The following is a 17,955-nucleotide window of genomic DNA, read 5'->3' on the forward strand; positions in this document are numbered from 1 at the left end:
CCTTTAAAGATTAAACGAGGGTTAAATGAAGCCCTTTATTGTTATTTTTACGGTAAGATTTTTATTTTTAATAAATGAACTATTTAGCATCTGTTGGAAGCTATGCAATTATGATCCGTGAGGTTTTTAAAAAACCGACAAAATGGAGAATAATGAAGTCACTTATATACAAGGAAATAGACGAGTTGATTTTTAGCTCATTGGGCATCATCATTTTTATTTCCTTTTTTATTGGTGCCGTTGTAGCTATACAAACAGCACTTAACCTTACCAATCCTTTAATTCCAAGAAACCTAATTGGTTTTGCTACTAGACAATCTGTCATTTTAGAGTTTGCACCAACTTTCGTCTCTATTATAATGGCAGGTAAAGTAGGGTCATACATTACATCAAGTATTGGCACAATGCGTGTAACGGAGCAAATAGACGCGCTAGAGGTAATGGGAGTGAACTCCTTAAACTATTTAGTATTTCCCAAGATAATTGCAATGCTTTTTTATCCCTTTGCAATTGCTATTTCTATGTATGTTGGAATATTTGGTGGATGGATGGCCGGCGTTTTCGGCGGATTTTTAACTAGTGAAGATTTTGTCACCGGGTTACAATCAGACTTTGTTCCCTTTCACATTACATATGCATTTGTAAAAACATTGATTTTTGCTTTTGTCATAGCAACAATTCCTTCCTTTCATGGTTTTTATATGAAAGGTGGAGCATTAGAGGTAGGTAAAGCCAGTACCACTTCATTTGTTTGGACCAGTGTTGTTATTATCATACTTAATTATATTTTAACCCAACTTTTACTAGGATAATGATAGACGTACAAGACATACACAAATCTTTTGGCGAGGCTCATATCCTTAAAGGTATTTCTACCACTTTTGAGAAGGGAAAAACTAATCTGATTATTGGACAAAGTGGATCTGGTAAAACCGTTTTCCTTAAATGTCTTCTAGGTCTTTTTGAACCTGAAGAAGGAAGTATTGCCTATGATGGCAAACTATATTCTGAACATACTGATGATGAGAAGCGTGACTTAAGACAAGAAATGGGTATGGTATTTCAGGGTAGCGCCCTTTTCGATAGTATGACGGTTGAAGGCAATGTAATGTTTCCGTTAGAAATGTTTACCAAACAGTCTAAATCTGAAATGAAAGAACGCGTAGATGCTGTTCTTAAAAGAGTAAACCTAATTGACGCTCATCATAAATTTCCTTCGGAGATTTCAGGTGGAATGCAGAAACGGGTAGCCATAGCAAGGGCTATAGTTATGAATCCGAAATACCTTTTTTGTGATGAGCCAAACTCTGGCTTAGATCCTAAAACGGCAATTCTAATTGATGATCTAATTAAAGAAATTACTGAAGAATATGACATTACTACAGTCATAAACACTCATGACATGAACTCTGTTATGCAAATTGGAGAAAAAATAATTTTTCTTAAAGACGGACTTTTAGAATGGGAAGGTACTAAGAACGAAATCTTTAAAACCGACAATGAAGCCGTAACTAATTTTGTGTATTCTTCTGATCTTTTTAAGAAAGTACGCCAAATGTACATTCAAGAACAAAACTAATCTTTAGGCATTTCCTTTAGCTGGATATTTTTATTATTCAACCTAAGTTTCAACCATTCTTGGAGTTTACCCATGTCCTTAACGGTTTCTGCTCTGTTAGCTTCCTTTTTCCAGGTTACCTCAAATAACGGAATACTATCTGTCTTTGTAAAATCTGTAGAAATTAAATAGGCATATCCTAATCTATCTAAATTTTCGTAATTGGTTTTTGCCTCAAGACTAATCTCCTTAAATGGAATCTGATTTGAAGAAATTTGATTTAAGCGCATCAATTCTGTCTCTAGAACCTGTATTTTCTCATCTTTACTGGTCAAAATACTCTTCTGGGACTCATACAGTTCATTTACATACTTAAGTTCATTCGCTTCTTCACTCCTAGAACCTTGCACTACAGCTAACTCAGTGCCTTTTAACTGCTTGTATTCTGCCATTTGCGTACGCCAAGTGGCAATAACGTTTTCAGGTATACCCTCATTCCCCATAAAGAACAGTTCAATTTTAGAATTACCTTCATCATCATAAGCCACCTCGCTAAAATCACTCAAAAATTTACCTTCTCCAGTAAATTGATATGGTTCTATTTTTTCTGTAATAAAAGCTTCTGCATCCCTATTGAATAATGATTTTTTAAATACATTGTAAAAAGTAAAGCCCGCAGGTATCATTACCAGTATAGCTAATAAGGAGGCCAATCTAGCAATTAATTTTCGTCGTTGGGAATTTACGTAACGAACCATCGGAAATTTCAAGAGCTTTATAACCAAGAAAGTTGCTAATGCAATAAAAATAGTATTGATTATGAACAAATACATTGCGCCACTAGCATACTCCCAATTTCCAATAGCCAAACCAAACCCTACCGTACATAAAGGCGGCATTAATGCTGTTGCAATGGCCACACCAAAAATAACACTAGCTATGGTACCTTTCTTAGCACGTGCAATCACCAAAGCTAAACCACCAAAAAATGCTATCAAAACATCTCTAATATCAGGTTCGGTCCTAGCTAAAAGTTCTGAAGATTCATCTCTAAGCGGAAAGAAGCGGTAGAATAAATATGCGGTAATTACACTTAAAACTACCATTACAGCAAAGTTCTTTAAAGACCTTTTTAAAGTGTCAATGTCATTAATGGCTACAGACATACCTATACCCAATATAGGTCCCATTAAGGGTGAAATTAACATGGCTCCGATTACAACTGCAGTAGAATTGGCATTTAAACCAATGGATGCTATAAATATGGAACAAATCAAAATCCACGAAGTATGCCCTTTAAAAGGAATATCGGCAATAATAGCTTCTTTAGTTGCTTGCTGATCGGTATTTGTCCTAATATCCAATAGCTCAGAAAGAAACCTTTTAATGCTACCTAAAAGACCCTGAAAATCTTTTTTCACTTCCTCACCACCATTACCTTCATCACTGGTAGGGGTTATATTATCTTGATTAAGATTGTTCTCCATATTTAAGCGAATTCATCACCAAAGGCTTCTTTTACCTTATTTAATACTTGTTTAATATCTTGTTCTTTTGTCTTAGGATAAATCAAAAGAACTTCATCTTTATCTACAATGATATAATCATTAAGTCCATCTACAACTACAACTTTACCAGCTTTAGACCTGATCATATTTCCGCTAGCATCTTCCACCATCACCTTAGAGTTGACTACTGCATTTTTATTTACGTCTTTTTCCAATTTATCATATAAAGACCCCCACGTACCTAAATCATTCCAATCAAATGTAGCTTCTTTTACGTAAATAGCTTCAGAATTTTCTAAAATAGCATAATCTATAGAAATATTTTCAGCCTTGGGATAATTCTCAGAAATAAATTTCTTTTCATCATCCGTATTATAGCATACCAACCCATCCCTAAACAATGCATATTGCTTTGGCTGGAATTGTTGAAAAGCATTAACAATAGTTTTTGCACTCCACATAAAAATTCCGGCATTCCACAAAAAGTTTCCTTGTGCCAAAAATTCCTTTGCAGTTTCATAATCAGGCTTCTCCCTAAACTGGTTCACCTTTTTTAATGCTGAAATATCTTCCTTATTATACTCTATATACCCAAATCCTGTATTAGGAAATGAAGGTTTTATACCTAACGTACATAAAACATCTTCGGTTTCGCACTTTTTAAAACATGCCGTTACATCTTTTGCAAAGGCATCTTCATCTTCGATCCAATGATCACTTGGTGCCACGATCATCACTGCATCTTCATTCATTTTCTGAATTTTCATTGCAGCATACAAAATACATGGTGCTGTATTTCTCATGGCGGGCTCAAGAACTACTTGTTCTTGCTTCACCATTGGTAATTGCTCTAAAACTAAATCATTGTAACGCTCATTGGTAAGAATCAAAATATTTGCGGTAGGTACAAACTTATTTAACCTTTGAAACGTTTTCTGAATTAGGGTATCACCTGTACCCAACATATCATGAAATTGTTTTGGATTTTCACTTGTACTTATTGGCCAAAATCTTGATCCTACTCCTCCTGCCATTAATACGGCATAATAATTTTTATTCATCTTAGCTTTTTATTAATTCTACCTCAGCATTGGGTTGAAATAAAAACATTCTTCCTGTAGATATTTCTATACACTCATACCTTTTGGTTCGTTTATTGCCTCTTTTAAAAAGTTTACCATTGTAAATACGAAATACACAACCCATTGGTAACTCGTAAACGTAAGATTTTTCTGATTGTTGTTCATCAAACTGTTTTAATGCTATAGACAACTGAGCATCAGTACTACTACTTGCTTTTGGGTTTTTAAAATGTCTTGCCAATAACGGTAATAATTGCGATGGAAAAATCTCTGGTCTTATAAACGGAAGCATTAAATATTGAAACGTTTTTTTCCACTCCACGCCATGGGGTTTAATGTTGCGCCCATATTTTTCAAAGGCTATTAAATGCGCTATTTCATGAATAAGCGTAATTAAAAAGCTATACTTATTTAAAGAAGCATTAACGGTAATCTGATGATTACCATCTTTTCTTTTTCTGTAATCTCCATGCCTGGTTACCCGCTCATTTACAATTTTCAAATGAACCTGACTATCCTTAATTAGTTCAAAACAAGGACTAACCGCTAACTCTGGCAGGTATTTGGCTAATGTTTGCTGCATTACTATGGCGTACTACTACTAACCTGCAAAATTTTACCGTTATACATTTTGTGTCCTTTCAATGCAAAATCCAATATATATTCTGCCATTTCTTTTGCACTTACAGGGGCTTTATAACCGGGGAAAGCCTCTTCTAACATTTCTGTTTGTACTGCTCCCAAGGCTAATGCATTAAATGATGGACCAGTTTCTTTAAATTCTTCTGCCAATAATTCTGTTAAGGTAAGTACTGCTCCTTTACTTGAACTGTAAGCCGATAGCCCTGGAAATTTAGCACTACCTTGAATACCTCCCATAGAACTTATAGTTAAAACGTGCCCACTTTTATCCATGAACGGAATAATAAGCCTTGTCATGGCCGCCACACCAAAGACATTAACTTCATATACCGCCTTAAACTCATCTTCAGATAATTCTAGAAATGGCTTATTTATTAGTTTGCCTGCATTATTGATCAGAGCTACAACACTAGCATTTTTATCTTTCAAATAATTGGACAACGTATCCCTATCTTTTGCAGAGGAAACATCAAAAGAAAATGCTTCAATATTATAGTGACCAAGAGTTTTAATCGGTTTTTCATTCCTAGAAAGGGCTAAAACTTTATAACCAGCTTCAGCAAATAATTTACTTAGCTCAAATCCTATTCCCCTACTAGTACCCGTTACAATAATATACTTCATTAGTTATACTTTACTTCTTTTACCGGTGCATTAATTACACCTTCTAACATCGGCAACGTTTCATTTACTACTGTAGCCATAAATTCATAATCCATTAACGAGGCTTCATCACCTACCTTATGATATTCACCAAAATTGGTAAAATCAAAAGAACTATAAGTTTGCGAGGGTACATTAAACTCATCATGGAAAGGGGCATTATCCGATCTTCTGAACAAATTAAATTCTTTTGCCTTTGGAAGAAATCCTGCTAATTTTTTATTGGCGTAACCATTACCTATGTCGGCTAAATTCGACAACTCAAAACCTGTTAAATAAAGACTATGATCTTTACCAACCATTGGTACACCAACCATTTCAAAATTCAGCATAACATACAGATCAATGTTTTCATTTTTTAACTTTTTAGCTAAATATTTAGATCCTACCAATCCTTTTTCCTCTGCCGTAAAAAAGGCAAAAATTATACTTCGTTTGTTGTTTTTATGTTTACCAAAATACTTAGCAAATTCTAAGACAGTGGTTGTACCAGATGCATTATCGTTGGCCCCGTTGGCTATTTTATCATCTACGTTTCCGCTAATTATGCCAATATGATCATAATGTGCACCAATTATCACAAACTCATTCTTTAAGTCCTTATCAGTGCCGGGCAGAAAACCTACTACGTTATACGCCACATCATCACTATAATTTTCTAAAGTATCTCTATATGTTGTAAAATAAGGTTCTATGCTACTATTCTCGAATACATTCTCGATATAATCTGCCGCTTTTGAAATTCCTTCACTACCAGTATCCCTTCCTTGCAATTCATCTGACGTCAAGAAAGTCATGGTTGCTTCAATAGCTTTAGATGATGTGTTGGAAGCTACTTTTGACCGCACTCCTTCTAAACTATTTTCCGTCTGAATATCTTTCGCTTCTGACAAAACTGAACCTTTTACTCCTTTTGGATTTGTGGGATTCAAGACAGTTGATTGGTCAACTTTATTACTACCACAACCAACCATTAAACAACAAAGGAGAACTACGTATATATATTTCATAATATCATCATATTTAGAATATAAAGATAAAAAAAAGCATCCCGATGAAAGGATGCTTTTCTAATTCTATTTTTAAATCAATTTTCTATGCTAACATAGTAACCGGATTTTCCACAAAATATCTTAATGTCTGAAGGAATTGTGCTCCTACAGCGCCATCAACAGTTCTGTGATCACAAGCTAGTGTTAGTTTCATTGTATTACCTACAACTATTTCTCCATTTTTAACAACTGGTTTTTCAACAATTGCACCAACGGAAAGAATAGCAGAATTTGGCTGATTGATTATACTTGTAAATTCAAGTATACCGAACATGCCTAAGTTAGAAACCGTAAATGTACTACCTTCCATTTCTGACGGAGCAATTTTTTTATTTCTTGCTTTTCCTGCCAAATCTTTTACAGCACTACCTATTTGAGTTAACCCTAATAAGTCTGCATGTTTTACAACTGGTACCACTAAACCTTCATCTACAGCAACAGCCACACCCATATGAATATGTTTATGATGTTTTGTAGTATCTCCGTTCCAAGAAGTATTTACTTGAGGGTGTTTTCTAAGCGCCATAGCACAAGCCTTCAATACCATGTCATTAAATGAAACTTTAGTATCTGGCAAACTATTTATTTGAGCACGTGATGCCTTAGCGTTATCCATATCAACCTCAATCGTAAGGTAGAAATGCGGTGCGTTAAATTTAGAATTGCCCAATGCTTTGGCAATTGCCTTACGCATATTAGAGTTCTTAACTTCTTCTGTACCTTCCTCTCCTGATGGTAATGCCATAGAGACAGGTTGAGAAGCAGTTGCGTTCTCAGTCTTCACACTTGCCGAAGCCGTAGACGCCGCAGCAGCACTAGGTGTATAACTCTCTACATCTTTCTTTATAATTCTCCCGTTATCACCAGAACCGGAAACTTTCGCCAAATCTATACCCTTATCAGCAGCAATCTTTTTAGCTAATGGGGAAGCAAAAATTCTTTCCCCATCTGTAACGGATGTAGAAACTTCTTTCTTCTCGGCAGCATCGGTAGTTTTTTCTTCTTTTTTAGCATCTGATGGAGCACTCTTTTTACCGGCACTAGATCCGCTACTTAACACAGCATCAACATCTGTACCCTCTGGACCTATCACGGCCAAAACAGCATCTACAGGAGAAGATTCACCTTCTTGAATACCTATATATAACAATTTACCGGTGTAGAAAGACTCAAATTCCATTGTAGCCTTATCTGTTTCTATCTCCGCAAGAATATCTCCTTCTTCAACGTCATCACCAACTTTCTTTAACCAACTAGCCACGGTACCTTCTTCCATGGTGTCACTTAAACGAGGCATTTTAACGATTTCAACCCCCTCTGGAATTTCACCTGCACCTTGTCCTTCATTTTCTGAAGTCTTTTCAGAAGCAGCCTCCTCGTTTACCGGCTCCTCTTCTGACCCAGATGCGTCACCTCCATTGATTAATGCAGAAATATCTTCACCATCATCACCAATAATAGCCAATAAACTATCAACAGGAGCTGTGTCACCTTCCGGTATTCCAATATGTAACAAAGTACCTTCATTGAAGGATTCGAATTCCATTGTTGCCTTATCGGTTTCAATTTCAGCCAATATATCTCCTTCTTCTATTTTATCTCCAACGCTTTTTAACCATTTAGCTACGGTACCCTCTTCCATGGTATCGCTTAAACGGGGCATATTTACTACTATAGCCATCTAATTATATTTTATGTTGAACAAATGGAAAATCCTCTTGCTCGTAAACCATATCGTATAATTGGTTTACTGGTGGATAATCCGATTCTTCTGCAAACTTCTCACATTCTTTAACCATAGACTTGACATTCTTGTCAATATCTTTGATTTCATCGTCAGTTGCATAATTATTTTCTTTGATTATATCCAAAACCTGAGTTATTGGATCAATCTTTTTGTATTCCTCAACTTCATCTTTAGTTCTGTAATGCTGCGCATCTGACATTGAATGGCCTCTATACCTATAGGTTTTCATTTCAAGGAAAGTTGGTCCGCCACCACTACGTGCTCTCTCAATAGCCTTACTCATTTCTTGAGCCACCGTAACCGGGTTCATACCGTCAACAGGACCACAAGGCATTTCATAACCTAAACCTAGCTTCCAAATTTCTGTAGAAAAAGATGTTCTTTCTACTGAAGTTCCCATAGCATAACCATTATTCTCACAAATGAAAACTACCGGTAACTGCCATAACATAGCTAAATTGAAAGTCTCATGTAAAGATCCTTGCCTCACGGCACCATCACCCATATAACATAAGGTAACATTATCTCTACCTGCATACTTATCACCAAAAGCCATACCTGCACCTAAAGGAATTTGCCCTCCAACGATACCGTGACCACCATGAAAGCGGTGCTCCTTTGAAAAGATATGCATAGACCCTCCCATACCTTTAGAAGTACCGGTTACCTTACCATAAAGTTCTGCCATAACCATTTTAGGGTCAACACCCATACCAATTGGCTGAACATGATTTCTATAGGCAGTTATCATACGGTCTTTGGTTAGATCCATTGCATGTAGAGCACCAGCCAAAACAGCTTCTTGCCCATTATACAAATGTAAAAATCCTCTTACCTTTTGCTGAATGTACACAGCAGCCAATTTATCCTCAAATTTTCTCCAAAACAGCATGTCTGCATACCATTTCAAATACGTTTCCTTGGTGATTTTTTTCATCAATTTTAACTAAAGGTTTAAAATTCTTTATTGATAACAGAGGTCATATGACCTAAGTATCCAAGAAGAGCAAAAATACACATATAAATGAATCGATAAAAATAATAGAAGCAAATCCATTCAGAAATTATATGCGTAACAAATAAAGCACATAACATGCTTATTTACAATACTTTTCACAGGTTTTATGAGTTAAGATAGCTACTATTAAAGCCTAGCGGCAATAAATCTGCAAGAGAATTGCATTCTATAACCCTACCTGTTTCACCCATTAACAGTATTTTAATAGGTTCTTGCTGCCTAAACTCATACTCTGAAATTGCTTGTCTACAATTACCACAGGGAGCTGCAGGCTCACTAACTTCATGATTTAAGGAGGCTGCAGTAATTGCAATTGCCTTTATTTTAATTCCGGGATATTTAGCACCTGCATAAAAGACCGCTACCCTTTCTGCACAAAGACCTGAAGGATAAGAAGCATTTTCTTGATTGTTTCCCTCAATAATTTCTCCGCTCTCCAACAAAACCGAAGCTCCAACATTAAAACTCGAATAGGGAGCATATGCTCTCTTTCTAGCATTTACAGCTGCTAACATTAGATTTTGGTCTTCTTTTATTAGTTCATTGAATGTGTCATACACCTTAATATCAAAGCTAATTTTCTTTTGGCTAACCATATTTATTTTTGTTTTTCAATCTACAAATATATACCTGACATCAATAATAATTGAATATTAAAGATTAGTGCATAAAAAAACCTGCTTGAAGCAGGTTTTTTTTATTTATAAATTTTACACTTTAATCGTTATAAAATTCTTCTCCCAAATTAAAAGTTAGAGAAAAACGAAGTGTATTTTCTAATGGGTTTCTTACTTGTGAGGTTGAGAATAAATAAGATAAATCTACTTGGGCAGCCTTAAATTTAAATCCTGCACCCAAAGTAAAGAACTTTCTAGATCCTTTTTCTTCGCTTTCATTAAAATAACCGGTTCTGACCATAAAAACGTCTTGATACACATACTCTGCACCTAAAGCCCATGTAAATTCTTTTAACTCTTCACTAAAACCATCTGGAGCATCTGAAAACGAATTAAAAATACCACTAAAACCGCTTTCATTCTGATAGATATCATTATCCGCAGCATCAATCTCACCATCACCATTAAAATCTTGAGGTGTTGGTACTAATAACTTAGTGAATTCTGTTGTTATGCCTATTACATTGTCTTGATCTAAAATAAAATCAAAACCACCACCTACACTCAATTTACTGGGCAAAAAATTCTCTTGACCTCCTTCATCATATTGAATTTTACCGCCAATATTAGAAAAATTAAAACCACCCCTCCATCTACCGTCAAAATTATTATACGCTATTTCTCTAGACCTATAATAACCGGCAACATCTACCGCGAATGAACTTGCCGCTTGAGAATCTTCTGATCCGTTCTGTGGCAATTTTAAATTAGACCTAATATATCTACCCCCAACTGCCATAGAGAAAGTTGGGCTCAACTTTAATGAATATGAACCATCTAAAGCCAATTCGTTTGGTTTTGCTATGGTTCCCGGGTCATTTGCAAATTGGCGTAATTCAATTTCGCCCAATGTAAAATACCGTAAACTAGCCGCAAAAGCGCTTTGTTCATTTAATTTATTATAAAAACTGGCGTTTAACAAAGAGATATCAGTGATTATACTCTCTAAATAAGGAGTATAACTTACCCCTATACCCATTTTCCGTTCTGCAAAAGCGAATTTCGCTGGGTTCCATTGTTGAGAAAAAGCATCTGTAGACGTTGCTACACCCATATCTCCCATACCCGCTGATCTTGCATCTGCTGCAATGGTTAAAAAAGGTACCGCAGTGGTAATTACACGTTGATCGTCTTGCGCAAATACCTTACCGATCATCAATACAAAGAAAATTAATGCAATTTTTCTCATCTTAGATTGTTCTTTAAATTTAAAAGTCGAAATATAACGATATAGATATTTCCCATTCTAATATTTTACATGTAAACGCACATTTTCCCGTTATCTTGCATGATTGTTAAGTTTTTTATAAGATTTTATTTTTGAAGTATAATTCTTACCCAACCTGTTCTTAGATCAGCCTCATTTTTTTACAACTTTTATAACTTTCTAAAAGAATTATTAAAAACCATACTAATTAAATGATTCAAGCGTTTACCTATTTAAGCGAGTCTAAATTTATTAACAGTTCGTTTTGAGATTTTTAAAATTATTTTTAATTGTAAAATAATCTTATAAAAACATCGTTCTATTGAGCGAAAGTGACAAACAAATTAAAAAGAAATTATAGTATCACATTTATATAGTAACCAAACTACTATTGAATATTACAATTGAACTCAAGTCCTAATTATGAAAAAACATTTAATAAAAGTTGTACTCTCATGCACGGTTATAGTAGGAGGTTTATCAATGAACAGCTGTTCTAAATCTTCCTCTTCTAAAAATACGTCTAGAGCTACAGGCTGGAAGATAAATGCCAAGGAAGGCGGTTTTCAATATAACACCGATTTTAAAGAGCAAGAGACCGCTCCAGGGTTGGTATTTGTTGAAGGCGGTACATTTACAAAAGGTAAAGTACAAGATGATGTAATGCATGATTGGAACAATACCCCAACTTCGCAACATGTACAGTCTTTTTACATGGATGAAACCGAGGTAACCAATGTAATGTATCTGGAATACCTTGATTATCTAAAAAGTGTTTATCCGCCAGAAAACCCAAAGTATACAAACATATACGTTGGTGCTTTACCTGATACATTGGTTTGGAGAAACAGATTAGGCTTTAATGAAACCATGACCAACAATTATCTAAGACATCCTGCATACGCAGAATATCCTGTAGTTGGCGTTAACTGGATTCAAGCTACGCAATTTGCAGAATGGAGAACCGATCGTGTAAACGAGGTTATGCTAGAAAGAGAAGGCTATTTATCTGAAGACGCTAAATATCAAGCCACCACAGGTGAAGTTCAGGGCACTTTTAGCACAGAGGCCTATTTAAACAGACCTGAATCTGTTTACAACGGACAAATTGATTCATTACAAGGTAAAATGAAAAAAGATAGTACAGCTGCTTTTGCAAAAAGAAGTAGCGGTATAATTATGCCTGAATATAGATTACCTACGGAAACTGAATGGGAGTACGCCGCTCAGGCACAAGTTGGCCAAAGAGAATACAATAACTACAGAGGTAGAAAAAAATATCCTTGGGAAGGTGACTATACACGTAATGGACAGCGAGTAGGAAGAGGTGACCAATTAGCCAACTTCAAACAAGGCAAAGGTGATTACGGCGGAATTGCCGGATGGTCTGATGATGGTGCAGATATTACCGCACAAGTAATGTCCTACAAGCCCAACGATCTTGGTCTTTATGATATGGCTGGTAACGTAGCTGAATGGGTAGCCGATGTTTACCGACCAATTGTTGATGACGAAGTAAGTGATTTCAATTATTATAGAGGTAATATTTATATGAAAACTGCTATCGGTGAAGACGGTAAAGTAAATATCCTTAGAGATTCTATAGTTTACGATACCCTACCTAACGGAAAAGTAGTTGCAGTAAATTTACCAGGTGAAATTAAAATGGTTCCTGTTGATGAAGAAGAAACGTACCTAAGAACAAACTTTTCTTCTAGTGACAACCGAGGATATAGAGATGGAGATGCAGGTTCTTCTAGATTTTATGATAGGTTTAGTGATGATGAAGAAGCTGATTCAAACAAGAAAATGTACAACTCTCCTAAACATTCGGTAGAAAGAGATTCTTTAGGTAATCTAATTAAAGGTTATGATGCCTCAAACAATAGAACCACACTTATTAATGATGAAGTAAGAGTTTACAAAGGTGGCTCTTGGAGAGATAGAGCTTACTGGCTAGATCCTGCTCAAAGAAGATATTTACCACAATATATGGCAACAGATTATATTGGCTTTAGATGTGCAATGTCTAGAGTTGGTTCTAAATCTAAAACAAAGAACAAAACGGTTAGAGGAAAAAAAGCAAAATAAATTTTCTCCTTACGAAGTTAAAAAGCCCTTTTCTTAAAGGGCTTTTTTTTATCTTCGATTTTATGAAAATTAAAGATTTACATACTGCTTTTTTAGCAAACCCATCGGTTAGTACTGACACCCGAAAAATTAAAGAAGATGACATTTTTTTCGCTTTAAAAGGAGACAACTTCAATGGCAATGCTTACGCACAACAAGCATTGGATCACGGAGCACACTTGGTTATTATAGACGAGAAAGAGTTTTATATCAATAATAAAACAATTCTTGTAGATGACGCATTATCTACTTTACAGGACTTAGCTCATTACCATAGAAAATTTTGCAAAGCACAAGTCATTAGCCTTACCGGTAGCAACGGCAAGACCACCACGAAGGAATTAATCAATACAGTTTTAAGTAGCACTTACAAAACTATTGCCACAAAAGGCAACCTGAACAATCATATTGGGGTTCCGCTAACTTTGCTTACTATACAATTAGATACAGAGTTCGCCATTGTTGAAATGGGCGCGAACCACTTAAAAGAAATAGAATTTCTATGTAATATTGCCCAACCAGATTTTGGTTACATTACTAATTTTGGCAAGGCACATTTAGAAGGTTTTGGTGGTATTGAAGGTGTTGTAAAAGGGAAAAGTGAATTATACAATTATTTAATTGCCAACAAAAAGTCCATATTCCTTAACGCTGATGATGTTACTCAGTTAAAAAAACTTTCAACATATCCCAAAAAATACGGATTTAGTTCTGATAATTCAAAATACTACAACATTAAACTATTAGATGCTCAGCCATTTGTAGCAATAGCAGTAGAAAACACTGTTATCAAATCTAAACTTACAGGTACATATAATTTTAGTAATGCTTGCGCCGCAATAATCATTGGCAAACATTTCAATGTAGAATTAAGCAAAATTAAACACGCTATTGAAAACTATATTCCAGAAAATAACAGGTCACAAATTGTAAACAAGAATGGACATTATATCATTCTAGACGCATATAACGCCAACCCATCTAGTATGAAGGTTGCCTTAGAGAACTTTGATTCATTAAAAAGAGAGCAAAAAATTTTAATTCTAGGTGATATGTTCGAATTAGGAGATGCTGCAAAGAAAGAACATCAAGACATTGCAGATTTAGCCATAAATCTAAATTTTAAACAGGTAATATTAGTTGGAGAGAATTTTAATGCAACTACTACAAAGTCTATTAAGCTTAGAGACTTTGCTGATTTAAAAGTCTATTTGGAAGTAAACAACTTACAACCAAAATCATCTATACTTATCAAAGGTTCTAGAGGTATGGCTTTAGAACGTGTATTAAAATTGATTTAATGTGGGATATACTGGATTCGAACCGGTGACCTCTGCCCTGTCAAGGCAGCGCTCTAAACCAACTGAGCTAATATCCCCTTTTTTTTGAGGGGACAAATATACTACATATCTTATTTTAAAATGAACAGATCAATTGAATAATTAAAAATAATCCAACAAGGCTACCACACCATTATAAGAAATAACGCATGCAAAGAAAAATGCTGTAATTAGACCTGAATTAAGCAAAATACCTGCCTTGTACGTGGTCATCAATTTTTTATTATTGATTAAAAGTAAGATGCCCAATATCACCAACGGAAGAACAAAAACATTAAAAACCTGTGATAGTATTTGCATGTGAATTGGATTAGCTCCATATATTGGAACAATCAATGCGAACAAAGCAGCTATTGCCGTTATTATTCTAAATTGTTTTGAATTTGTATCCAATTCTCCAGATTGGTAATCTGCCAATAATATTGGAGCAATCAATAGGCAAGGAAATATTGATGATAAGCCTGCACTTAAAGTACCAAAAAAGAAAAGTGTAAGTGCAAATTTACCTGCCACCGGTTCTAAAGTATTTACCATATCTAAAACTTTTGTTACAGGCTGCCCTTGATAAAAAAGAGCACCACATGCAACAGCCATGATTGATGCACTAATAAAAAATACGAGGGTTGCCGCAATAATGGCATCTTTTTTCTGCTGTCCACGATTTTTAATTGTCCATCCTTTTCCTTTGACAAAAAGCGGTCTAGAAAGAAAGGTAGCTGCTGCCATGGTGGTACCCACGAACGCCGCAACCATCATTTGTCCGCCTTCGATCTTTGGTATCGTTGGCACCAACCCATTTACCACATCTATAGGCAAAGGATACACCATAAAAAGTGAGATGATAAACGAAAGCCCCATTATGGTAACAAATATGACCAATATCTTTTCAAAGAAAGAATACTTGCCTACAAGTAGTAACCCATAGAATATAACAATTACAGCAATTGCTATTGTTAAAACAGACTCATATTTGGCATCTACCAAACTAGGAAAATATATCAAAAATATTTCATAAATGATATTTGCGGAAATTCCAAGAATACCCATTAAAGAATTCCATTGACCAAAAGAAATACCAACAATTATAAGAATAGCAATGAGCTTACCCCATTTTAAATGTTTTTTAAATGCATATAAAGCGGTTTCTCCGGTCACTAAAGCAAAGTTCCCGTAAGCATACATTAATAAGCCTGAAAAAATACAACTTAACAAAAGTACCCATAGCAGTTGCATACCATATGTGCTACCTGCTACAATCATTGAGGTAACACTACCTGTACCTATTGTATATCCTATAGCAAAAATACCAGGTCCAAATGCCAATACTAAAGCCAATATTTTTTTCCAGATCGATAATTTAGGCGTATTATTCATTTAGTTTAATTTTTACTAGGGGAGGATTTAAAATTATATCCTACTTTATTACAGCTCTATATTAAAATATTATAGCAATACTGATATAGATTTTTAAAATGTACTTTCATTTTTGCTTTTGCCAATTGCGGATCCTGCTTCTTGATAGCCTCAAAAATATCCTGATGCTCTTCTATACCTCTAAATGCCATATTTTTGTCACATATGTGGTACTTCTCAAAATTTGTAAGTATTTCTGGCGTAATGATCAACATAAATGTATTCATTGTGCTATTACCGCTGGCTCTGGCAATTGCCAGATGAAACAGCAAATCTTCTTGTACCGCATCTTTACCATTCTCCACCTTTTCACGATAGGCGTCTAATGCACTTTTCATTAATTTTAAATCATCATCTGTTCTTCTTCTGGCTGCAAGCCTTACAGTTTTAAGTTCTAACAAAATTCTTGTTTCTACTAAAGACTTAAAATCTGGATCATCTAATCTTAGAATATCGTTCACCATTCCGTTCATGGCTACTTGACCAATATCCGCTACAAATGTTCCACTTTGAGGCTTTGAGATTAAAATTCCATAAAATTCTAATTTTTGTATTGCCTCTCTAACATTGCTCCGACTTACTCCAAATTTATCTGATAGCGTTCTTTCTGACGGCAATTTATCTCCAGGTTCAAGATTTTTATTATTCATTAAATCCCTTAACTGTTCTATAATTTCATTCTGTGCTTTTTGATTTTCTGTCCTTGTGAGGATTTCTAATTTCATATACATCTTGCTTTAAAGGAAAATTGATTTCCAAATTCGCCAACCTAAAACTGTTTTTAACAACTTGTAAAAATAAGAAGTTTTACAACCAACAATAATGACGTTCTGTAAAACAATTCTGGTTAATGAAATTTACCAGTCTTAAAAAAGACCGGTAAACTCATTTCAACAAACCTTACTCAAACAACTTTCTTATTTATACTAGATATATTAATCATGTATCACTAATGAGTGACTTCTAAATCGTAATATTTAACTTTAGCAGACGCACCCGCATCTAAGGTTTGTAAATAGTTGCCCGCTTTAAAATAATTTTCAAACACACTCCACTTTTGCATATGGATATCTTCATAAACCACAGACTCATTTTCGTTTAAGATAATTTCCAACCTTCCGTCTGAGGCTATAATCTCTAGGTTAAATGTGTGTATTCCTATATCTTCAGAAAACGTATGCCCTTCATTATCTTCCCAGGCATCTGTATGTAAAATTTCTTCGTCTGTAGCATTAAGGTCTTTAAGTTTTTTGGTAAGTACCCTTACTTTTCCTTTCTGCCAGTATATTTTCAACATAGGAGGAGCATTGTTATCATCCTCTCCAATTAAATCTCTTTGATCATTTGTTAACCTACCATGAATTTGCATGACCAAAGTTCTATGAAAATTTCCACTAGCATCTGTTGAAATTTCCGGTACGGACAATGTCCCCATCATACGCCCCCCTTCCGCAAATGTCCAATTTGTATTGTTACTACCAGGAACCATTTGCTCTCTTAGCTCTGTTCTTGAATAGGAAGAATTGGCTGTAGACGAACCTGGGGTTGTATAAAATACCAAAGAACCATCTGTAGAATCATTATACATATAAGGTATCAACCTTTCATTTATTGCATAATCTAAAATCTCTGGCGGCTCTACTTCATCTGGACTACCAATTGGCAATGTAACCTTCCAATTGCTTAAATCTATATTCGGCAAAAAGAAATCTACTCCTTCTATTTGTTCTTCTTCAACAACCACTTCCTCTTCTGGCTCGGTTGTTTCTTCTATCTCTTCCTCAACAATTTCCACTTCCAGAACCATCTCTTCTTCAACTACTGTCACATCATCACTACAGCTTAAAAAAATAAATACCCCTATCATTATTAAACAGTGTCTTGCAATTGTTAGCTTACTATATCTTGAACTATTATT

General features: G+C 35.0%; 16 protein-coding genes and 1 tRNA gene. 4 read left to right on the top strand and 13 right to left on the bottom strand.

What is annotated here, in order from left to right:
• Window positions 1-74: 74 nt before the first annotated feature.
• The gene (locus BW936_RS15010; protein ID WP_076549633.1) at window positions 75-812 is read left to right on the top strand and encodes an MlaE family ABC transporter permease; all 738 of its coding nucleotides are present in this window, start codon (window positions 75-77) and stop codon (window positions 810-812) included.
• On the top strand, window positions 812-1,579 hold the full coding sequence (locus BW936_RS15015) for an ABC transporter ATP-binding protein (protein ID WP_076549636.1): 768 nt from the start codon (window positions 812-814) through the stop codon (window positions 1,577-1,579). Before BW936_RS15010 ends, BW936_RS15015 begins: the two co-directional genes overlap by 1 nt.
• On the opposite strand, the gene BW936_RS15020 is transcribed toward BW936_RS15015, so the two are convergent.
• The 9 genes from BW936_RS15020 to porV all read right to left on the bottom strand — a co-directional run bounded on the left by BW936_RS15020 (window position 1,576) and on the right by porV (window position 11,136).
• Window positions 1,576-3,045 (bottom strand): DUF389 domain-containing protein, encoded by a 1,470-nt coding sequence (locus BW936_RS15020; protein ID WP_076549639.1) that lies wholly within the window; start codon window positions 3,043-3,045, stop codon window positions 1,576-1,578. The two genes, BW936_RS15015 and BW936_RS15020, sit on opposite strands and share 4 nt — an antisense overlap.
• A 2-nt stretch (window positions 3,046-3,047) precedes the next feature.
• Complete coding sequence (locus BW936_RS15025) at window positions 3,048-4,127, bottom strand: mannose-1-phosphate guanylyltransferase (protein ID WP_076549642.1); 1,080 nt, start codon at window positions 4,125-4,127, stop codon at window positions 3,048-3,050.
• Between the two features lies 1 nt (window position 4,128).
• On the bottom strand, window positions 4,129-4,731 hold the full coding sequence (locus BW936_RS15030) for a SprT-like domain-containing protein (RefSeq protein ID WP_076549645.1): 603 nt from the start codon (window positions 4,729-4,731) through the stop codon (window positions 4,129-4,131).
• Between the two features lie 2 nt (window positions 4,732-4,733).
• Window positions 4,734-5,414, bottom strand: a complete 681-nt coding sequence (locus tag BW936_RS15035) for an SDR family NAD(P)-dependent oxidoreductase (RefSeq protein WP_076549647.1) — start codon at window positions 5,412-5,414, stop codon at window positions 4,734-4,736.
• A complete protein-coding gene (locus tag BW936_RS15040; protein ID WP_076549649.1) occupies window positions 5,414-6,463 on the bottom strand; it encodes a M28 family metallopeptidase in 1,050 nt (349 codons plus the stop codon). The genes BW936_RS15035 and BW936_RS15040 overlap by 1 nt, the downstream gene beginning before the upstream one ends.
• Before the next feature lie 85 nt (window positions 6,464-6,548).
• Window positions 6,549-8,186 carry a pyruvate dehydrogenase complex dihydrolipoamide acetyltransferase gene (locus BW936_RS15045; protein ID WP_076549651.1) on the bottom strand — a complete coding sequence of 546 codons (1,638 nt, stop codon included), beginning with the start codon at window positions 8,184-8,186 and terminating at the stop codon, window positions 6,549-6,551.
• 4 nt (window positions 8,187-8,190) lie between these two features.
• Window positions 8,191-9,189 (bottom strand): pyruvate dehydrogenase (acetyl-transferring) E1 component subunit alpha, encoded by a 999-nt coding sequence (gene pdhA, locus BW936_RS15050; protein ID WP_076549653.1) that lies wholly within the window; start codon window positions 9,187-9,189, stop codon window positions 8,191-8,193.
• 185 nt (window positions 9,190-9,374) lie between these two features.
• Window positions 9,375-9,866, bottom strand: a complete 492-nt coding sequence (gene cdd / locus BW936_RS15055; RefSeq protein ID WP_076549655.1) for a cytidine deaminase — start codon at window positions 9,864-9,866, stop codon at window positions 9,375-9,377.
• A 121-nt stretch (window positions 9,867-9,987) separates the two neighbouring features.
• Window positions 9,988-11,136, bottom strand: coding sequence for a type IX secretion system outer membrane channel protein PorV (gene porV / locus BW936_RS15060; protein WP_076549657.1), 1,149 nt, complete (start codon window positions 11,134-11,136; stop codon window positions 9,988-9,990).
• A 441-nt stretch (window positions 11,137-11,577) separates the two neighbouring features.
• On the opposite strand from porV, the gene gldJ reads away from it, so the two are divergent.
• Window positions 11,578-13,245, top strand: a complete 1,668-nt coding sequence (gene gldJ, locus BW936_RS15065; RefSeq protein ID WP_076549659.1) for a gliding motility lipoprotein GldJ — start codon at window positions 11,578-11,580, stop codon at window positions 13,243-13,245.
• A gap of 62 nt (window positions 13,246-13,307) precedes the next feature.
• Window positions 13,308-14,585, top strand: a complete 1,278-nt coding sequence (locus BW936_RS15070) for a UDP-N-acetylmuramoyl-tripeptide--D-alanyl-D-alanine ligase (protein WP_076549661.1) — start codon at window positions 13,308-13,310, stop codon at window positions 14,583-14,585.
• Window positions 14,586-14,587: 2 nt separating this feature from the next.
• On the opposite strand, the gene BW936_RS15075 is transcribed toward BW936_RS15070, so the two are convergent.
• From BW936_RS15075 to BW936_RS15090, 4 genes are all read right to left on the bottom strand, one after another.
• Window positions 14,588-14,662 (bottom strand) — tRNA-Val (locus BW936_RS15075).
• 64 nt (window positions 14,663-14,726) lie between these two features.
• A complete protein-coding gene (locus BW936_RS15080) occupies window positions 14,727-15,998 on the bottom strand; it encodes an Nramp family divalent metal transporter (RefSeq protein WP_076549663.1) in 1,272 nt (423 codons plus the stop codon).
• Between the two features lie 56 nt (window positions 15,999-16,054).
• Window positions 16,055-16,762, bottom strand: coding sequence for a FadR/GntR family transcriptional regulator (locus BW936_RS15085; protein WP_076549742.1), 708 nt, complete (start codon window positions 16,760-16,762; stop codon window positions 16,055-16,057).
• 224 nt (window positions 16,763-16,986) lie between these two features.
• Complete coding sequence (locus BW936_RS15090; protein ID WP_076549665.1) at window positions 16,987-17,904, bottom strand: polysaccharide lyase family 7 protein; 918 nt, start codon at window positions 17,902-17,904, stop codon at window positions 16,987-16,989.
• Between the last annotated feature and the right edge of the window lie 51 nt (window positions 17,905-17,955).

It is taken from the genome of Maribacter ulvicola (assembly GCF_900155985.1).
Lineage (GTDB): Bacteria > Bacteroidota > Bacteroidia > Flavobacteriales > Flavobacteriaceae > Maribacter > Maribacter ulvicola.

What these genes read in the sequence shown, in the direction of transcription:
- BW936_RS15010 (WP_076549633.1), top strand. Translation starts at nt 75, where the DNA reads ATGAACTATTTAGCATCTGTTGGAAGCTATGCAATTATGATCCGTGAG.
- BW936_RS15015 (WP_076549636.1), top strand. Translation starts at nt 812, where the DNA reads ATGATAGACGTACAAGACATACACAAATCTTTTGGCGAGGCTCATATC.
- BW936_RS15020 (WP_076549639.1), bottom strand. Translation starts at nt 3,045, where the DNA reads ATGGAGAACAATCTTAATCAAGATAATATAACCCCTACCAGTGATGAA.
- BW936_RS15025 (WP_076549642.1), bottom strand. Translation starts at nt 4,127, where the DNA reads ATGAATAAAAATTATTATGCCGTATTAATGGCAGGAGGAGTAGGATCA.
- BW936_RS15030 (WP_076549645.1), bottom strand. Translation starts at nt 4,731, where the DNA reads ATGCAGCAAACATTAGCCAAATACCTGCCAGAGTTAGCGGTTAGTCCT.
- BW936_RS15035 (WP_076549647.1), bottom strand. Translation starts at nt 5,414, where the DNA reads ATGAAGTATATTATTGTAACGGGTACTAGTAGGGGAATAGGATTTGAG.
- BW936_RS15040 (WP_076549649.1), bottom strand. Translation starts at nt 6,463, where the DNA reads ATGAAATATATATACGTAGTTCTCCTTTGTTGTTTAATGGTTGGTTGT.
- BW936_RS15045 (WP_076549651.1), bottom strand. Translation starts at nt 8,186, where the DNA reads ATGGCTATAGTAGTAAATATGCCCCGTTTAAGCGATACCATGGAAGAG.
- pdhA (WP_076549653.1), bottom strand. Translation starts at nt 9,189, where the DNA reads ATGAAAAAAATCACCAAGGAAACGTATTTGAAATGGTATGCAGACATG.
- cdd (WP_076549655.1), bottom strand. Translation starts at nt 9,866, where the DNA reads ATGGTTAGCCAAAAGAAAATTAGCTTTGATATTAAGGTGTATGACACA.
- porV (WP_076549657.1), bottom strand. Translation starts at nt 11,136, where the DNA reads ATGAGAAAAATTGCATTAATTTTCTTTGTATTGATGATCGGTAAGGTA.
- gldJ (WP_076549659.1), top strand. Translation starts at nt 11,578, where the DNA reads ATGAAAAAACATTTAATAAAAGTTGTACTCTCATGCACGGTTATAGTA.
- BW936_RS15070 (WP_076549661.1), top strand. Translation starts at nt 13,308, where the DNA reads ATGAAAATTAAAGATTTACATACTGCTTTTTTAGCAAACCCATCGGTT.
- BW936_RS15080 (WP_076549663.1), bottom strand. Translation starts at nt 15,998, where the DNA reads ATGAATAATACGCCTAAATTATCGATCTGGAAAAAAATATTGGCTTTA.
- BW936_RS15085 (WP_076549742.1), bottom strand. Translation starts at nt 16,762, where the DNA reads ATGAAATTAGAAATCCTCACAAGGACAGAAAATCAAAAAGCACAGAAT.
- BW936_RS15090 (WP_076549665.1), bottom strand. Translation starts at nt 17,904, where the DNA reads ATGATAGGGGTATTTATTTTTTTAAGCTGTAGTGATGATGTGACAGTA.